The organism is Microcoleus sp. S1D4 (assembly GCF_036700765.1).
Classification (GTDB): domain Bacteria; phylum Cyanobacteriota; class Cyanobacteriia; order Cyanobacteriales; family Microcoleaceae; genus Microcoleus.
Map to the genome: position 1 here is coordinate 1 of NZ_JAUBPP010000017.1, position 15,014 is coordinate 15,014.

Genomic DNA, 15,014 nt, shown 5'->3' on the forward strand with positions numbered 1-15,014 from the left:
TCTATCAACGGCTAAGTTTTAGTCTGAGATTACAAAAAGCGCTCCTAGAAATAGGGGCGCTTTTTGTTTGGGGAAAAATATTTTTTTTGACCTCATTCTTGCTTAGACGTTTTGCACTCATTCGCTTTCAATTAGTGAATTATTTGCGTTTATCTTTGTCTTTTGGTTGAACTCTGCGGTTAACAGATCGAACTATTTATCAGAAAATTGGGTTGAAAACCCCGTCTTTTGAAGACGGCTTTTTTCCGTTGTTAAGTAAAACAATAAATCCATATACAAATGCAGCTCTGAACATTCTGTATAAAGGACTGAATATTCTTGGAGTTGAGTGGAATAAACACAGTACGCCAGGGCATGACGAATCTGGCTCGGACGAGCGAAAGCATGGGGAGAAGACCACCACTGCTGTTGATCAGCAATTTGATGCGGTAAGTGGACTTCGATGAACCATGAATAAGAATCCCCCACGCTGGTGCGGTACTCCGCGAGCGTGGTGGGAGTATGTCAAGACTACTATAGAATATAGCGGCGACTAGGCCGATCGACATACTGTGACATACTCCACGCGCGAAACCTCATATAATGGTCTAGGGTTCCAATAGTCGGATTCAGGATATGTGAGACTTGCCGTAAAGAGTTCGCTAGCAGCAATGCAATTGTGTCAATTCCAGAATCTAACCACAGACAAATGTAGCCGATCGGGAGTCGCTCCTCACCGTGCGAAGCACTCTATCTGTAAGGAGGATTTGTATTATGAAAGATGGACCAGAAGTAAGCCGCATCTCCACAGCAGTCATTGCCGGTGTTTGCGGGTTCGCTTTAGCAGCGGGAGGGGGTATTGCCTTGTGGACGGCGAACCGTTCGCCAAACTCCGCAGAGACGCACTCCTCCGCTCCGACTACCGCTCCGGCGCTGTCCCCAACTCCTGCAGAATCCCCTGCTGTAATTATTCCCGTACCTCCTCCCAATCCTGTTGAGGTGCCGCAGGCTCAGACTCCACAGACTCTGCCACAGCAGGCTCTGGTTTCCAAGTCGCCACAGCCAAAGCCTTTGCCGGAGGCTGGTGCTCCAACAGTCCAAGTTTACTGGGTTAAAGGGGCCGGTGGTAAATTTGAAGCAGTTCCTACGAAAGTAGCTGTCAAACCTGCTGACGAGCCTGATACAGCTTTAGAAGCTGCTTTTAACAGTTTGTTGGCTGGGCCCAAGGATGCAACTGTTTATAGCGAAATTCCCCAAGGGACAAAACTCCGCAGTTTGAGTGTCAAGAATGACGGAGTTTATGTCGATTTGTCGGCCGAATTTACTTCGGGCGGAGGCAGCACTTCGATGACCGGCCGGTTAGGGCAAGTTATCTATACGGCTACGAGTTTAAAACCGAATGCTAAGGTTTGGATTTCGGTGGATGGCAAGCCTTTAGAACTTTTGGGTGGCGAAGGTTTGGAGGTTGCTCAGCCGAGTACCCGCCAAAGTTTTGACAAAAATTTTCCTCTTTAAAAATTAGGAGTCATTAGTTATTAGTCATTAGTGCTGTCCCCGCTTGCGAAGATCATCGATCGGAATGAAAAAAGTAGGGATTGATAACTGATAACTGATAACTGATGATATTTTTATATTTTACAAAAAATAATATTTTCTGAGTGCAGTGCGATCGTGCAGCTAAGTGTCCCGCTCGTTTGTCAGGTATAATTCCGCAGTTACCGGATTTGAGATAACTGATGGCTGGGGACTAATGAGGTTTGCTATTGGGGGGCGATCGCACTTGTGACTAATGACGTTAACTGGTGGCTTTCCCAGAGCCTGGAAACCCATGTAAGCGAGCCAGAGCCGAACCATCTGCCATGCTCTCGAAGAGCATGGTAAGGAATAGTCCTGCAAATCCTGCAAGGATTACTGTAATGACTAACAACTAAGGACTAAGGACTAACAACTAACAACTAAAAACTAATTTTTAGTATTTGATGTCAGGCTAAATGCTCTAAAGTGCAGGGCTTGCTCTTCGATCCTGGTAGCAAGCCGATCGCACACCATATTGCACAGCTCAAAAATTAACTCGTCCTGCACCTTATAATAAGCTGAAGTCCCTTCGCTCCGGCGAGTGAGGATACCAGCTTGCACCATAAGTTTGAGGTGCTTAGAAACATTGGCTTGACTCGTTTGAGTAGCTTCCACTAACTCTTGCACGCATTTTTCGCCGTCGCGAAGCAAGTTCAAAATTCGTAAACGCATTGGTTCGCTCAGGATGCTGAAATACTCAGCAACTTGTTGCACAACCTCTTGCGGGACAGGCTGGGATGACTTCATCAAACTCACCGGAGAGAAGCGATTTGGAAATATTAGGATTTATTCCATAACAATAAAGTAATCTTTCAATCCGGATTAATTCGCATCAAAACTTGACCGTATTCGACAGGTTCCGCATTTTGAACTAAAATTTCCATCACTTGACCGGACACTTCATCAGCATCAATTTCGTTCATCAGCTTCATCGCTTCGATAATACAAACTGTCTGGCTGACTTTGATCCGATCGCCCACATTGACAAAAGGTGGCTCATCGGGGCCTGCCGCGCGATAAAAGGTTCCTACCATCGGCGAGATAATTGGCACCCATTTGGTATCGACAGGAGGAGAAACGGCAGCAGAAAAGGCAGCAGGGGGATGAGCCTGAGCCGCTCCTGAATTTTCGCCAACAGCATCCGGTGATGCGACAGTGGAGCTACTAGCAGCACCCAAGGCGATCGGAGCGATTGTCGCAGCAGCAGGGAGCGCTGCAGCGGTGCTTGGTTCGCTGGCTAGAATGCCTTTGCGTACTGTCAGTTCAAGCTCCCCACTTTTTAACGTCAGTTCCGAAATGCCTGTTTTGTCTAAAACAGTTAGCAATTCGCAAAGCTGGTTTAAGTCTAATTCCACAGCAAATTAAAGGGTAATTGAGAATTGATAATTGAAAATTAGGAATCCGGCGCAGCTAGGAAACTCACCGAGTTTGGAGATAAAAGGGATAGTTTTTAAGCTTTGAGCGATAAGTGTGGAATTTTTAGCTATTTAACTTAAAACTCTAAAACCCGAACTCAAAACTCCCTTTTCCTCCGTCGTTTCTACTCTCGACCGAGGTACTTGTCTTCACGAGTATCAATCCGAATCCGTTCTCCAATCGAAATAAATAGAGGCACCATAATCTGAGCGCCGGTGGAGAGGATGGCGGGTTTGCTGCCACCGGTGGCAGTATCTCCTTTGACTCCGGGATCGGTTTGCGTCACTTCCAAGACGACAGAGTTGGGCAGATCCACTTCCATGATTTGGTCATTCCAGCGAAGGATGCTAACTTCCATTCCTTCAGTGAGATATTTGACACGATCGCCTATTTCCTTAGCACTGAGGCGACTTTCCTCGTAAGTTTCCATATCCATAAAGACAAACTGGTCGCCTTCTTTATAGGTATGCTGCATCGAGCTCTTTTCGAGATTGGCTTGAGGCATATTCTCCCCAGCCCGGAAAGTTTGTTCTACTACGCTTCCTGTTTGGACGTTTTTTAATTTTGTCCGCACAAAAGCTGAGCCTTTTCCTGGCTTAACGTGGAGGAATTCGATAACCCGCCACACGCCGTTATTCCATTCAATTGAAACACCTGTTCGGAAGTCGTTACTGGAAATCATATAAAAAATTTTTGCGGGCAATCCCGTCGCCGGAGGGCACGGGGGAACTACAGTCAGTCGATTTTAGATTTGCCATTTTTCGATTTGAGATTTACTGGTGGCTGAGTGAGTCACCAAAGCAGGAACCTCGGTCTAAAATGTTCGATCTCTCCACGACAGGAGTCTGGGGATTGTATCAGTTTTTGAGCAGTGTCAGCTTAAAGCCGCAGTCTAGCCGACCGCATCAAAAAGCAATTGGCATTTTATTTTACCGTTGAAAGGGAGCAACTTCTGTACCGAAAGCTAAAAAGCTCTCTCAGGAATGAAGTTTGGGAACGGATGTAACGGTTAGAAGGCGGGCAGCGCTGTGGGAAGATAAAAGAGGCAATAAAAGTTAAAGTTATGTTGCATTTGCAGAATTTCTCGATCGATAGGTGCAAGCGCTTGGTCAAAACCGTCGCTTTAGCACTCCTGCTGTTCTCACTCTCCCTGAGTTTCAGTGAAGTATCCCATGCCAAACGCCCCAGCAGTATGCCTGCGGGGAATGCGATTACCGACGGCCGGGCGCTGCTGCGCTTAGCTTTACCGATTGACAATCAGACTGTGCGAGAATTGCAAATCAGTCTCGAAGATATTGGCAACCACATACGTTCTAAGCGTTGGGGGCCCATTAGCAGCGATGTCAGCAAGGCTTCAAGGATTCTCAACCTGCGGGAGTCAGATATTTTAGCGAGTATTCCCGAGGCGCAAAAGCCGGAAGCTGAGGCGCTAGTCGTGCGAGTCAAGGAGGGAGTTGCCCAACTGGAAAAGGCTGTTGAGGCTAAAGACAGGGAAAAAGTGATTGATTTGAAAGCCACAATCCTCGGTTCGGTAGGCGAAATCCAAGAGTTGATGGTGACAGAGTTTCCGTTTGAAGTACCGGCAAAGTATGCTAATCTGCCTCAACTGAAAGGGCGCGCTACTGTGGCTGTGGAAACTCAAAAGGGAAAAATGACTCTTGTGGTTGACGGTTACAGCGCGCCGGTGACTGCTGGTAATTTTGTGGATTTGGTCGATCGAGGTTTTTATGACGGTTTATCGTTTATTCGATCGGAAGAATCCTATGTTTTGCAAACGGGAGACCCCGAAGGCAAGGAAGTGGGTTTTATTGACCCAGCTACTGGCAAATATCGGAATATTCCGCTAGAAGTGCTCGTTAGGGACGAAAAAGAACCTGTTTACGGGATTACTCTAGAAGATGCGGGGCGCTATCGCGACGAACCTGTTTTGCCTTTTTCGGCTTTCGGTACTGTGGCGATGGCTAGGGAAGAAGCCGAGCCCGACAGCGGTTCTTCTCAATTTTTCTTTTTCTTGTTTGAACCTGAACTTACGCCCGCTGGTTTGAATCTGTTGGACGGTAGATATGCTGTTTTTGGTTACGTGACTGAAGGAAAAGAGGTTTTGGAGCAACTGAAGCAGGGAGACAAGATTGTATCTGCTAAGGTGATTAAAGGTAAGGAAAATTTAGTTCAACCTCAAGTTTGATCGGTACGCAAACAAAGACGGCGATTTAAATCGCTAGCAACACGATCGCACAAACAAAGCCCGCTTCTGCGGGCTGCAAGAATCAATTAAAACGGTGATTTAAATCATTTCTACAAAAACAAAGCCTGCAGAGGCAGGCTGCAAAAATTTATTAGATAAGTAGAAGTTGAATTAACATCATTATTTCATTTAGTTTTATTCAGCGTTATTCAAACTCGCAATACAATCGATTTTATGGCAATTTTAGAATTTTTATTGGTAATTGGTTTGGGCGGATTCGCAGGCTTGTTGATTGTCAATAATCTGAATGAAAGCAAGCAAAAGCGACAGTTGGATGAGGCTTTTTATCAGTTGTTGGAAAATCAAAACAGTCAGATGTCGCTGATTCAGTTGGCCGCCAGCGCTAGGGTGGAGGCTGAAGTTGCTCAGGAGTATTTAAACCGGCAAGTTAAAGTTTTTTCGGCTATTTTAGAAGTGGATGATGAAGGAGATACTTTTTATCGATTTCCTAGGTTGCGCTTGCCGCCTAGTTCGGGTAAGGAATGGTAATTGGGAAGTCAGTAGTCATTAGTCAGTAGTCATTAGTCATTAGTCATTAGTCAGTAGTTATTATTGATTGGTTGTTAGTGATTGGTTGTGAGTGATTGGTTATTAGTTATTGTAATTAGTTATTAGTTATTGGTTATTAGTTATTGGTTATTAGGAAGAAGGCAGGAGAAAGAAGGTATGAAAATTAAGGACATCGGAGAACAGGGACTTTTAACAATTTTGCAGAGATTTTGCCCTGCGGAAATTGTGGGAGATGATGCAGCAGTCATTGCCGTTCCAGCCGATCGCTCTTTAGTTATTACTACTGATATGCTGGTAGATCGAGTGCATTTTAGCGATCGCACCACAGGCCCTTATTATGCAGGCTGGCGCGCCGCAGCGGCAAATTTGTCGGATCTCGCGGCAATGGGAGCAACCCCTCTGGCGGTGACGGTAGCCCTGGCTGTGGCTGCGGATACGGCTGTGGATTGGGTGGAAGAGTTTTATCGGGGGATGACGGCTTGTTTGGAAGTTTATCATACGCCGATCGTGGGTGGGGATGTGGTGCGATCGCCCGTGGTGACAGTTGCGATTACTGCTTTTGGACAAGTTGAGGAAAATCGTACCATTCGCAGGTCAAATGCGATCTCGAATTGGGCGATTGTGGCGACTGGCGTGCACGGAGCCTCCCGCGCGGGATTAGAATTGTTGTTGAATCCAGAATTTGGGCTCAATCTGGAAAAGGGCGATCGAACTTCTCTAATTCTCGCTCATCAGCGGCCTAAACCGCGACTGGATGTTTTGCCGGTTGTTTGGGAAATTTTAGATGCTGCGGGTGAATTTTCCATCGCCGGAATGGATAGCAGCGACGGTTTAGCAGATGCGATTGTGCAAGTTTGTCGGGCTAGCGGTGTGGGTGCAAAAGTCGATCGCGCCACAATACCAATTCCTCCTATTTTAAGGGAAATCGTATCAACCGAAACAGCTTTAGATTGGGCGTTGTACGGCGGCGAAGATTTTGAGTTAGTGTTGTTTTTGCCGATCGCCCATGCTAAGCTATTGGTCGATCAAATTGGTGATGGTGCTGCGATCGTGGGAATCACTACCGAAAGCAAGGATATTTTGTTGAGTGATAGCAGCGGTATTTGTCCTGATGTGGGCTTAAAGATCGATCGAGGATTTCAACACTTCTAAATTCTCTCTTATTTCTTAGTCCGCGGAGGCGGACATCGTTTGTGTAGACGCGGTTTCAACCGCCGAGTTTTTCTTTGTATAGACGCGGTTTCAACCGCCGAGTTTTTCTTTGTATAGACGCGGTTTCAACCGCCGAGTCTTTCTTCTGCCGCTTCCTGTAACATATCATTAACTGGTGGACTTTGGGAATCGTGCAATCTCCGAGGTTCAGACTTGCGCCGAAACCATCTCAACTGATTAATCTTCCACGCACCATTAATCCAGCCCATCAATCCAGAAACCAGAATTACAACCAAAAGACTCAACAACAGACTAGCTACAGCCGGATGAAGCACATCCCCTTTTTGAGGTATTCTGAACACTAGGGGTGTCTGGATATAATTTAAAACCGCAGACACCACAAGGCCTCCAGCCCCTAATCCAGTACCCCATATTTGAATAGTTCTTTCTAAAGAGCGATCGATTTCTGCTTGTTCGATATCCACAATCCCCGCTACCAAATCCACCGCAATCTTAATCAAATCAGTACCATGTTTAAAATAGCCTAAATCGCCCTGAATTTGTCGTTGAAAATACGGACAACTTCTCTCAATGAAAAAATTAAATGTTGTCAATTTATCCGTTGAAAATTGCCATTTATAAGAAATCTCAGACAGCTTTTCCTGATAATTGTAAACGTGAATATTAATCGTATTATTAAAATCTTCGAGATATTCTAAGGCTCTTTCATAATTCAAACTTTCTCCCAGTAACTCTTTTAGTTTGATTTTGAGATAGGTTAAAGACTTATCTAGATTAACATTTTCCTGGGAATCAACATCATTGTTCGATTCAAAGTCAGCGATTTTTGTTTGTAAGCTAGCGATTGTCACCTCAATTTCTGCGTAGAGTTTCTTAAGTAAATCATAATTGCTGCGACTATCCAGAAAAGCTTTAGTGATTTTATGGCGGTAATAAAACAGTTCAAACAAAGGTTGAATAATTTGCCCTAATTTGCCCTCAATATCATCATCAACCAGATAAACAAAGACTTGCAGTTGACTTTTTATCGAACTATACTCAAAAATTGGAGAACCCAGTAACTCAGTATCGCGGTAAAAAGGTGGACGGACAGATGCTTCGGGGAACAGATTATTTAAACATTTATCTGCAACTTCGCGGATGGAATCTTTGGTTGGATGTGAATAACTTTGTAATTTGTAGGTGATAAAAATAGTCTGTCCTAGCCAATCTTGATAATTATCAGGAATTAGGAGATTATTTTCATTTAATTGTTGTAATCCTGTGATTTCGAGGCCTTTATTTTCATCGGTTTCTGGGCTACCAATTCTCGCTAAAATGCCTTCGCTATCCTCCAGAAGGCAAAACTTAAAAGAACCATCAATTTTATTGGAATGCGAGAATTTTTTGACTTTAGTTAGGGGATAACCGAGGTTGGCTTGGGAAAAAATTATCTCTTTTTCTAGGCTAAAATGTTGCCAGATACTATTAGCCCAAGTCCAGATTGAGTTAGCTTTGGTTTTGCTTTCCTGGCTGAGTTGGTAGCTGTAGATGTAGATTTGGGGATGGTCAATTTTTAGCATCGGCTTTGTCAATGCGTTTTTTCAAGCTTGCTTCTAGCTTTTTGATGTCGGGATAGGTATTGACGATTGTTTCATAACCGGGCGTGGCTTCTGCTTCTACATCATCGAGATTTTTTCTGACCAGATTTTTGATTGCATCTCTAATATCTTTAAATTGTTTGTAGAGTGTATTTATAGCATCTTCTACAGTATCATTATCAGCACCAGATTCTGCTAAAGGGAGGACTTCTGCGAGCAATTTTTCGATGAAAGGGGGAGTCAAAATTGCCGGGGCGGTGGTAATGGCGTTATAGATTTGGGACAAAATATCGACTTCGTTCATAATTTTACCTCACAAATGGATGTTGTTTGAATGAGCAATTAGGCAAGTGTCACACTTTGATCGACTTGTAAGGTGCGTCAGTCTTAGGTTGGTCGAAAAATCAGGGTTTTCGTAACTGACGCACCCTACTAATTTTAGCGTGGGTTGATTAATTTTGCTCGGCTTGTTCAGCTTGTTCTTTTTGAGCTTCGGCGATTGTCGCTGTTACTTCAGCTAGGGGTAAGTTAAAGATTGTAGCAATTTGTTCTGTAGCCAATCCCAGACTAAACATTTTGAAAATAAGAGCTTTGTCTCGTTGTTTAGCTTTAGCTTGTTCTTCCGCTTGTCCTTCTGCAAAAACATCTTGATAAAATCGGGTTTGTTTTAAGTCGGTTAGGTTAAACATGGCGGCAACTTCCTCTCTGGTTTTTTGGGGTAATTTGTAAACAATGATGGTTTCTAGTAAGTTGATGAAGTTTTTTCTGGCTGTGGAATCCGATATTTCGGTTTCGGCTTGTCTGGCTAAATCTATGGCAAAGTTTTCGGCGGTGTTGTCTGGTTCGATTACCAGTTTAATCAATTTTATGGGTAGAGATGCTGTTTCTGATGCACTTAGTTCATTGATGTAAACACGGGTGATTTGTGGGAGGGCGAGCATTTCCTGAAAGTGGATGCTATTTTCTCTTTCGGTTTGCCGATTTGGGTAGATGACTACCAATTGCCAAGGGTGCGGCGGTTGGTATTGTTTGAGATAGATGAATAGTTCGGCAAAAAGACGGTAGTAGAGTGTTGGATCTGGTTGAAATTGGACTTCTACAACGTAGAATGGTAGTTGAGAATCGGGAATAATTGGTAGAAATAAACCGTCTAGGCGAAAAGCTAATTGTTTGACTTCTTGGGATGTAAATTTGTATTGGTTGGCACTCTCGGCGGGTATGCCCAAAAGGGCAAAAAACACAAAGGGGAATTCTTGGAAGATGTTGTAAAATATGCTATCGGTTTTCATCAATTAAATTAAATCTTTCCTTGGATTATAATCCTATCGCACAAAACGCTCCCCAATGATAAACATCGCCATAGGGTTGTTCGTCATCATTGTAGCCTTTTAATTCCTTGAGGATCGGTTTTTTTCTATCGGCCTCGAAACTGTCCGATTCCTGCACCCATGATAGCAAATCGGAAGTCGTGGCAGCCTTAAACCAGCGCTGGGTATCGTGGAGGGCTTTACCGATGCTCACTCCTGGTTTGAGCAATTCATAGAATTTTACCATCATTAAGGCGGTGGAGAGGTCGTTGACAGCCCAAAGACTGGCTAGGGTTCCCATTGCACCGGCGTGGATAAATCCTGTCGGTAATCCAATATAATCGGAGCGATTGTTGGTGTCAATTAGCGCGGTTTCGCAGGCGGAAAGCACGACTAGGCGGCAATGTTTGAATTGCAGTAACAAGATGTCTGCTAATGTTAGGCATTTGTTAATGTCGGCTGTTTTGCCGTCGCGCCATTCCACGTAACGATTCGATTCATCTAAATCCGATCCCGCCCTTGACTGGGAATCTCCGCCTACGATGCCGCCAGACAAGATTAAAAACGATTTTAGCGGATCGTCGGGATTGAAGGAGCCGTGACAGGAAAAGTGCGCGCAGTGGGCGTTTTCTAACTGTTCTAGATACTTTTCTAGGAGATTTGTTTTACTCGCTTCATCGCCGGGGAGAATTTGACTAATGGCGAATTTGGGGGCGATGCTGGCGACTTCTAAATCGGTGTAGCGCAGATCGGAGGTGGGGTTTTGCAGGGCGAGGAGTTGGTCAAAATTTGGGTGGATGGTAATCTGTTGCAGGAGTTGGCAACTGGGGCTGTATTGAATGCCTTCGAGGTATTTATCTAATAAGAATTCGCCGTCACTTAGGGGTAGGGCGTGGAGGGGGAACAGGTGCAGCAACCAGTGGGGAATTAGGATTAATCGCGTACTTTCTGAGGGCAGAATTGTGGTGATTTGGAGGATTTCGGCAAGACGCTGGAGATAGTCGGCGAGTCGGGTTTGCCAGTGGGTTTTGCTTTGTTTGTAGTCGGCGCGGTAGTCATTAACTAAGTCGATTAATTCAGCGCATTGACGGTTGCGATGCACTGTCAGCACGTCGGGGTAAGTGATGACAAAGGTGATGATTTCTGTGTCGGTGATGTACCACTCAATTAGGGCGGTGTCTGGGGTGAGGAGTTGGGTAATTTCGGTGAAGGTAATGGGTTTTAGGACTTGGGGGGTTTCCTATTTTTGGGCGATGACTTCGGCAAGGTTGCGGGCTTTGTTGGCTTCGGCATATAAGAGTGCTTCTTGGTTGCTTTTGCGATCGAGGCATACTTGCACCATGCCTTGATAGAGCCTATCCCACTGCAAATCGTGTTTTTGCTTGGTTTCATCTCCCGATTCTAACTCTCGTAATTTGGAGGCTCTGAGTATGGCATTTTTAAAGGTATCGTAGGCACTTTGGAGAGTTGCTGCTTTTTGGTTTGTGTCTTCTGGTTTTTCTTGGTTGATGTAGTCTAGTTTTACTAGATAAGTCAAGCCCAGATTATTTAAGGTTTGTACATTATCAATCGGGAAATCCTTAAGGGTACGAACTGTTAAAGCAGCGTCAAAAAATGCGATCGCCCGTTCCAGATTTTCTGCCCGCGAACCGTTGATTCTGTTACTGTAGGTAATAGCTAAGTTATGTTGAGTATCTGCCCATTCTTTTGGGAAATCCTGAAGAGTATAAACTGTTAAAGCAGCCTCATAAAAGCCGATCGCCTGTTCCAGATTATTCGCCCGCGAACCGTTGATTATTTGATTATAGGCATTAGCTAGGTTATTTTGAGTCTCTGCCACCCAATCTTCTAAATCCTTAAAGATATAAACTGTATTTCTGTTACTGTAGGCATTAGCTAGGCTATTTTGAGTCATTGCCCATTGTTCTGGGAAATCCTGAAGAGTATAAACTGTTAAAGCAGCCTCATAAAAGCCGATCGCCCGTCCCAGATTTTGGTCCTGCGAACCCTTGATTCTATGAAAGTAAGTAAGAGCTAGGTTATGTTGAATCAAAGCCCAATCTTGAGGGAAATTCTCAAGGGTACGAACTCTTAAAGTCGCCTCATGGAAGCCGATCGCCCGTTCCAGATTTTCCACCCGCGAACCGTTGATTCTGTTTCTGTAAGCAACAGCTAGGTTATTTTGAGTCTCTGCCCAATCTTCAGGGAAATCATCAAGGGTACGAACGGTTAAAGCTGCCTCACAAAAGCCGATCGCCCGTTCCAGATTTTCCGCCCGCGAACCGTTGATTCTTTTATTGTAGGCATTAGCTAGGTTATATTGAATCATTGCCCATTTTTCAGGAAAATCCTCAAGGGTATAAACTGTTAAAGTAGCCTCACAAAAACCGATCGCCCGTTCCAGATTTTCCGCTCGCAAACCGTTGATTCTGTCAGTATAGGCAGCAGCTAGGTTATTTTGAGTCCATGCCCAATCTTCAGGGAAATCCTCAAGGGTATAGACTGTTAAAGCCCTCTCATAAAAGCCTATCTCCTGTTCGATATTCTCTGCTTTCTTTCCCCTGATTCTCTTACCGTAGGAACTACCTAGGTTATTTTGAGTCCTTGCCCAATCTTCCTTCCCCGGTTCCCGATTATTTGAAACTATTTGATAACCAGCGATGGCAATTTCAATATTATTCGCTCTATTCCCACGAGGAAAGTTACTAATACGAATACTCAAATTTTCAAGGAGGCTGACAATTGAGCTAATTGTTTCTGCATTTTCGCCATCAAGTAACCTCTGAGCTACTTGCTGTAAAGTCTCGGCAAAACGGGCATTGAGGAGATGTTGCCGCCCGTCCAGCATGGGGTAAATTACTTTAATATCGCCCTTACTAGCTTGTTGTGCTTGCAATAATTCTAGGATAAACTTGGCATACTCTTGGGGATTTTCACCTTGAGAGTTATTGCTATCTCCGTCATCGTTCATATCGATGAATTGCCCTAGGTGACTGACCAGATTTCGGAGAAAATTCGCGCCATTTTCGCCTCCTTGTGCTGCCAACTTTGCCGCTACTGACTCGCAAGTTTCCAGAAATCCGCGATCCAATAATTCTGAGTTATCCTGTAATATCTGGGGTTCGTGTCCGTTGGGGCAATTCAGCAGGGTGTGAATTAATTGGAGATAAGCTCGATCGCGGTTTTCTTGCATTATGGGGAGTTGTCAATAACACGGATGTTTATTTACCATGATTCGTCGATGGGTTGCCAGAAACCGGATTTTTTCGAGAATATTTGGTTACAGGCGAAGAGATGGGAAAAAACCCGGTTTCTGAGATGGTGCGCGAAGATATCGGAAAAAACCCGGTTTCTGAGATTGTTAAGGCTACCTCACATTAGGCATTAGCCAGCTTCTTTTGAATCATTGCCCAATATTCAGGGAAATCCTCACGGGTATATACTGTTAAAGCTGCCTCATAAAACGATCGCGCTTTGGAAAGATTTTCATCCCGCGAACCGTTGATTCTGTCATGATGGGCATTACCTAGGTTATATTGAATCATTGCCCAATCTTCAGGAAACTGTTCGGGGTTACGAACAGTTAAAGCAGCCTCAAAAAATGCGATCGCGCGATCAATATTTTCGGCCCGCGAACCGTTGATTCTGTTGGCGTAAGCAGCAGCTAGGTTATTTTGAGCCATTCCCCAATCTTCCGGGAAAGCCTCAAGGGTGTAGACTGTTAAAGCAGCGCCATAAAGGGCGATCGCCATTTCCACATTTTCGGCCCGCGAACCCTTTATTCTGCTAATATAGGCAGCAGCTAAATTGTTTTGAGTTTGAGCAAATTTTTGGCTTCCCGGTTGCCGATTATTCAAAACAATCTGATAAGCAGCAATGGCAATTTCAATATTATTCGCTCTATTCCCACCCGAAAAATTGCTAATATTAATGGTCAAGTCTTCCACCAGGCTGACCATTGACTCAATGGTTTGGGCATTTTCGCCAGCAATTAACCTCTGCAATACTTGCTCTAAAATCCCAGGAAAACTGTCATTGAGGAGATGTTGTCGTTCAGCTAGCATGGGGTGAATTACTGCTGCATTGCTAGTGCTAGCATCTTCTGCTTGCAATAATTCTAGGATAAAGTTTGCATACTCTTGGGGATTTTCACCTTCGGAGTTATCGCCATCGTTGATATCGATTAATTGTAATAGCTGACTAATCAGATTTCGCAGGAAGCTAGCACCGTTTTCTCCTCCTTGCTGTGCCATTTTTTCTGCTACCAACTCGCAAGTTTCCAGAAATTCGACATCCAACAATTCTATATTATCTTGCAATATCTGCGGTTCCGATCCGCTGGGGCAATTCAGCAGGGTGTGAATTAGTTCTAGGTAGGCTTGGGCGCGGTTTTCTTCCATTGTGGGGAGTTGTGAATAATATCGGGATTTATTTTATCATGGTTGTGCGTGTGGCGAGAAACCGGGTTTTTGCGAAGATATTCGATTAGATGCGAAGATATCTGAAAAAACCCGGTTTCTGAGATTCTGCGTGTGGCGAGAAACCGGGTTTTTGCAAAGATATTCGATTAGTGGGGAAGATATTGGAAAAAACCCGGTTTCTGAGATTGTGCAGGGGTAGTAATTATTCAAAATCTCTAGACAAATAATGTGGCTACCGACACGCTAAAACCGGGTAACAAAGGACTGGTTAAATTATCTTCTTTAAATAAAGTCATCGCTAATTTCAAAATTCCGCTTTCCCGACGGTAAATTTCTACTTTTTGCTGTATGCGGTCAAATATCCAATATTCGCGCACGCCTTGAACTGAATATAATTTTAGCTTGGATTGGCGATCGCGCTTTTCATTCTCTTCACCGGGAGACATCACCTCTACCACCAACTCCGGTGCACCCGCCAAATGTCCGGCTTCATCTAATATCTGTGCTAAACGTTCATAGCTTACCCAAACTACATCAGGAATAACATTATCACTATCCGTAAAAACAAGACCCGTAGTTGTTGCAGCCTTACCTAAACCTGCCTCTATTGACCAATTACCCAAGGTTCTGCAAACATTATCAACAATATTTTGATGTTTCCAGTGAGGTGCTCTTGTCACAACTAATTCTCCTTCGATTATTTCGTAACGGTTGCCGTTATCGGGTAATAATTCTAAATCAGCGCTTGTCCAGCGAACTTTTTCTGTGGTTGACATAGTTTTGACTCCACTCTGTTCTATTTTAATTA

General features: G+C 44.2%; 14 protein-coding genes. 4 read left to right on the top strand and 10 right to left on the bottom strand.

The window, feature by feature from the left end:
* Positions 1-753 precede the first annotated feature (753 nt).
* On the top strand, positions 754-1,494 hold the full coding sequence (locus QT998_RS18095) for a GerMN domain-containing protein (RefSeq protein WP_194069054.1): 741 nt from the start codon (positions 754-756) through the stop codon (positions 1,492-1,494).
* Between the two features lie 447 nt (positions 1,495-1,941).
* Here QT998_RS18095 and QT998_RS18100 read toward each other — a convergent pair whose 3' ends face one another.
* From QT998_RS18100 to efp, 3 genes are all read right to left on the bottom strand, one after another.
* The gene (locus QT998_RS18100) at positions 1,942-2,301 is read right to left on the bottom strand and encodes an ArsR/SmtB family transcription factor (RefSeq protein ID WP_194011574.1); all 360 of its coding nucleotides are present in this window, start codon (positions 2,299-2,301) and stop codon (positions 1,942-1,944) included.
* A 65-nt stretch (positions 2,302-2,366) separates the two neighbouring features.
* Positions 2,367-2,909: an acetyl-CoA carboxylase biotin carboxyl carrier protein gene (gene accB / locus QT998_RS18105; RefSeq protein WP_333091715.1), complete on the bottom strand. Its 543-nt coding sequence runs from the start codon at positions 2,907-2,909 to the stop codon at positions 2,367-2,369.
* A 185-nt stretch (positions 2,910-3,094) separates the two neighbouring features.
* Complete coding sequence (efp, locus tag QT998_RS18110) at positions 3,095-3,652, bottom strand: elongation factor P (protein ID WP_333091714.1); 558 nt, start codon at positions 3,650-3,652, stop codon at positions 3,095-3,097.
* A 381-nt stretch (positions 3,653-4,033) separates the two neighbouring features.
* On the opposite strand from efp, the gene QT998_RS18115 reads away from it, so the two are divergent.
* From QT998_RS18115 to thiL, 3 genes are all read left to right on the top strand, one after another.
* The gene (locus QT998_RS18115; RefSeq protein WP_333091712.1) at positions 4,034-5,155 is read left to right on the top strand and encodes a peptidylprolyl isomerase; all 1,122 of its coding nucleotides are present in this window, start codon (positions 4,034-4,036) and stop codon (positions 5,153-5,155) included.
* A gap of 234 nt (positions 5,156-5,389) precedes the next feature.
* Positions 5,390-5,704, top strand: coding sequence for a hypothetical protein (locus QT998_RS18120; protein ID WP_333091710.1), 315 nt, complete (start codon positions 5,390-5,392; stop codon positions 5,702-5,704).
* Positions 5,705-5,881: 177 nt separating this feature from the next.
* Positions 5,882-6,877, top strand: a complete 996-nt coding sequence (thiL, locus tag QT998_RS18125; RefSeq protein ID WP_333116700.1) for a thiamine-phosphate kinase — start codon at positions 5,882-5,884, stop codon at positions 6,875-6,877.
* Positions 6,878-7,002: 125 nt separating this feature from the next.
* Here the strand turns inward: thiL and QT998_RS18130 are convergent, their stop codons facing one another.
* The 7 genes from QT998_RS18130 to QT998_RS18160 form a co-directional block, all read right to left on the bottom strand.
* A complete protein-coding gene (locus QT998_RS18130) occupies positions 7,003-8,460 on the bottom strand; it encodes a hypothetical protein (protein ID WP_333116702.1) in 1,458 nt (485 codons plus the stop codon).
* Positions 8,447-8,782 (bottom strand): hypothetical protein, encoded by a 336-nt coding sequence (locus tag QT998_RS18135; RefSeq protein WP_333116705.1) that lies wholly within the window; start codon positions 8,780-8,782, stop codon positions 8,447-8,449. The genes QT998_RS18130 and QT998_RS18135 overlap by 14 nt, the downstream gene beginning before the upstream one ends.
* A gap of 148 nt (positions 8,783-8,930) precedes the next feature.
* Positions 8,931-9,767: an Rpn family recombination-promoting nuclease/putative transposase gene (locus tag QT998_RS18140; RefSeq protein WP_333116708.1), complete on the bottom strand. Its 837-nt coding sequence runs from the start codon at positions 9,765-9,767 to the stop codon at positions 8,931-8,933.
* A gap of 25 nt (positions 9,768-9,792) precedes the next feature.
* Positions 9,793-10,896: a CHAT domain-containing protein gene (locus QT998_RS18145; RefSeq protein WP_333116711.1), complete on the bottom strand. Its 1,104-nt coding sequence runs from the start codon at positions 10,894-10,896 to the stop codon at positions 9,793-9,795.
* A gap of 129 nt (positions 10,897-11,025) precedes the next feature.
* A complete protein-coding gene (locus tag QT998_RS18150) occupies positions 11,026-12,978 on the bottom strand; it encodes a hypothetical protein (protein WP_333116713.1) in 1,953 nt (650 codons plus the stop codon).
* 184 nt (positions 12,979-13,162) lie between these two features.
* Entirely contained in the window at positions 13,163-14,185 is a 1,023-nt protein-coding gene (locus QT998_RS18155) for a hypothetical protein (protein ID WP_333116715.1), read from the bottom strand.
* A 236-nt stretch (positions 14,186-14,421) separates the two neighbouring features.
* Positions 14,422-14,982 (bottom strand): Uma2 family endonuclease, encoded by a 561-nt coding sequence (locus QT998_RS18160; RefSeq protein WP_333116719.1) that lies wholly within the window; start codon positions 14,980-14,982, stop codon positions 14,422-14,424.
* Between the last annotated feature and the right edge of the window lie 32 nt (positions 14,983-15,014).

Excerpts from the sequence above, each read along its gene's own strand:
- QT998_RS18095 (WP_194069054.1), top strand. The coding sequence starts at position 754 with ATGAAAGATGGACCAGAAGTAAGCCGCATCTCCACAGCAGTCATTGCC.
- QT998_RS18100 (WP_194011574.1), bottom strand. The coding sequence starts at position 2,301 with ATGAAGTCATCCCAGCCTGTCCCGCAAGAGGTTGTGCAACAAGTTGCT.
- efp (WP_333091714.1), bottom strand. The coding sequence starts at position 3,652 with ATGATTTCCAGTAACGACTTCCGAACAGGTGTTTCAATTGAATGGAAT.
- QT998_RS18115 (WP_333091712.1), top strand. The coding sequence starts at position 4,034 with ATGTTGCATTTGCAGAATTTCTCGATCGATAGGTGCAAGCGCTTGGTC.
- QT998_RS18120 (WP_333091710.1), top strand. The coding sequence starts at position 5,390 with ATGGCAATTTTAGAATTTTTATTGGTAATTGGTTTGGGCGGATTCGCA.
- thiL (WP_333116700.1), top strand. The coding sequence starts at position 5,882 with ATGAAAATTAAGGACATCGGAGAACAGGGACTTTTAACAATTTTGCAG.
- QT998_RS18130 (WP_333116702.1), bottom strand. The coding sequence starts at position 8,460 with ATGCTAAAAATTGACCATCCCCAAATCTACATCTACAGCTACCAACTC.
- QT998_RS18135 (WP_333116705.1), bottom strand. The coding sequence starts at position 8,782 with ATGAACGAAGTCGATATTTTGTCCCAAATCTATAACGCCATTACCACC.
- QT998_RS18140 (WP_333116708.1), bottom strand. The coding sequence starts at position 9,767 with ATGAAAACCGATAGCATATTTTACAACATCTTCCAAGAATTCCCCTTT.
- QT998_RS18150 (WP_333116713.1), bottom strand. The coding sequence starts at position 12,978 with ATGCAAGAAAACCGCGATCGAGCTTATCTCCAATTAATTCACACCCTG.
- QT998_RS18155 (WP_333116715.1), bottom strand. The coding sequence starts at position 14,185 with ATGGAAGAAAACCGCGCCCAAGCCTACCTAGAACTAATTCACACCCTG.
- QT998_RS18160 (WP_333116719.1), bottom strand. The coding sequence starts at position 14,982 with ATGTCAACCACAGAAAAAGTTCGCTGGACAAGCGCTGATTTAGAATTA.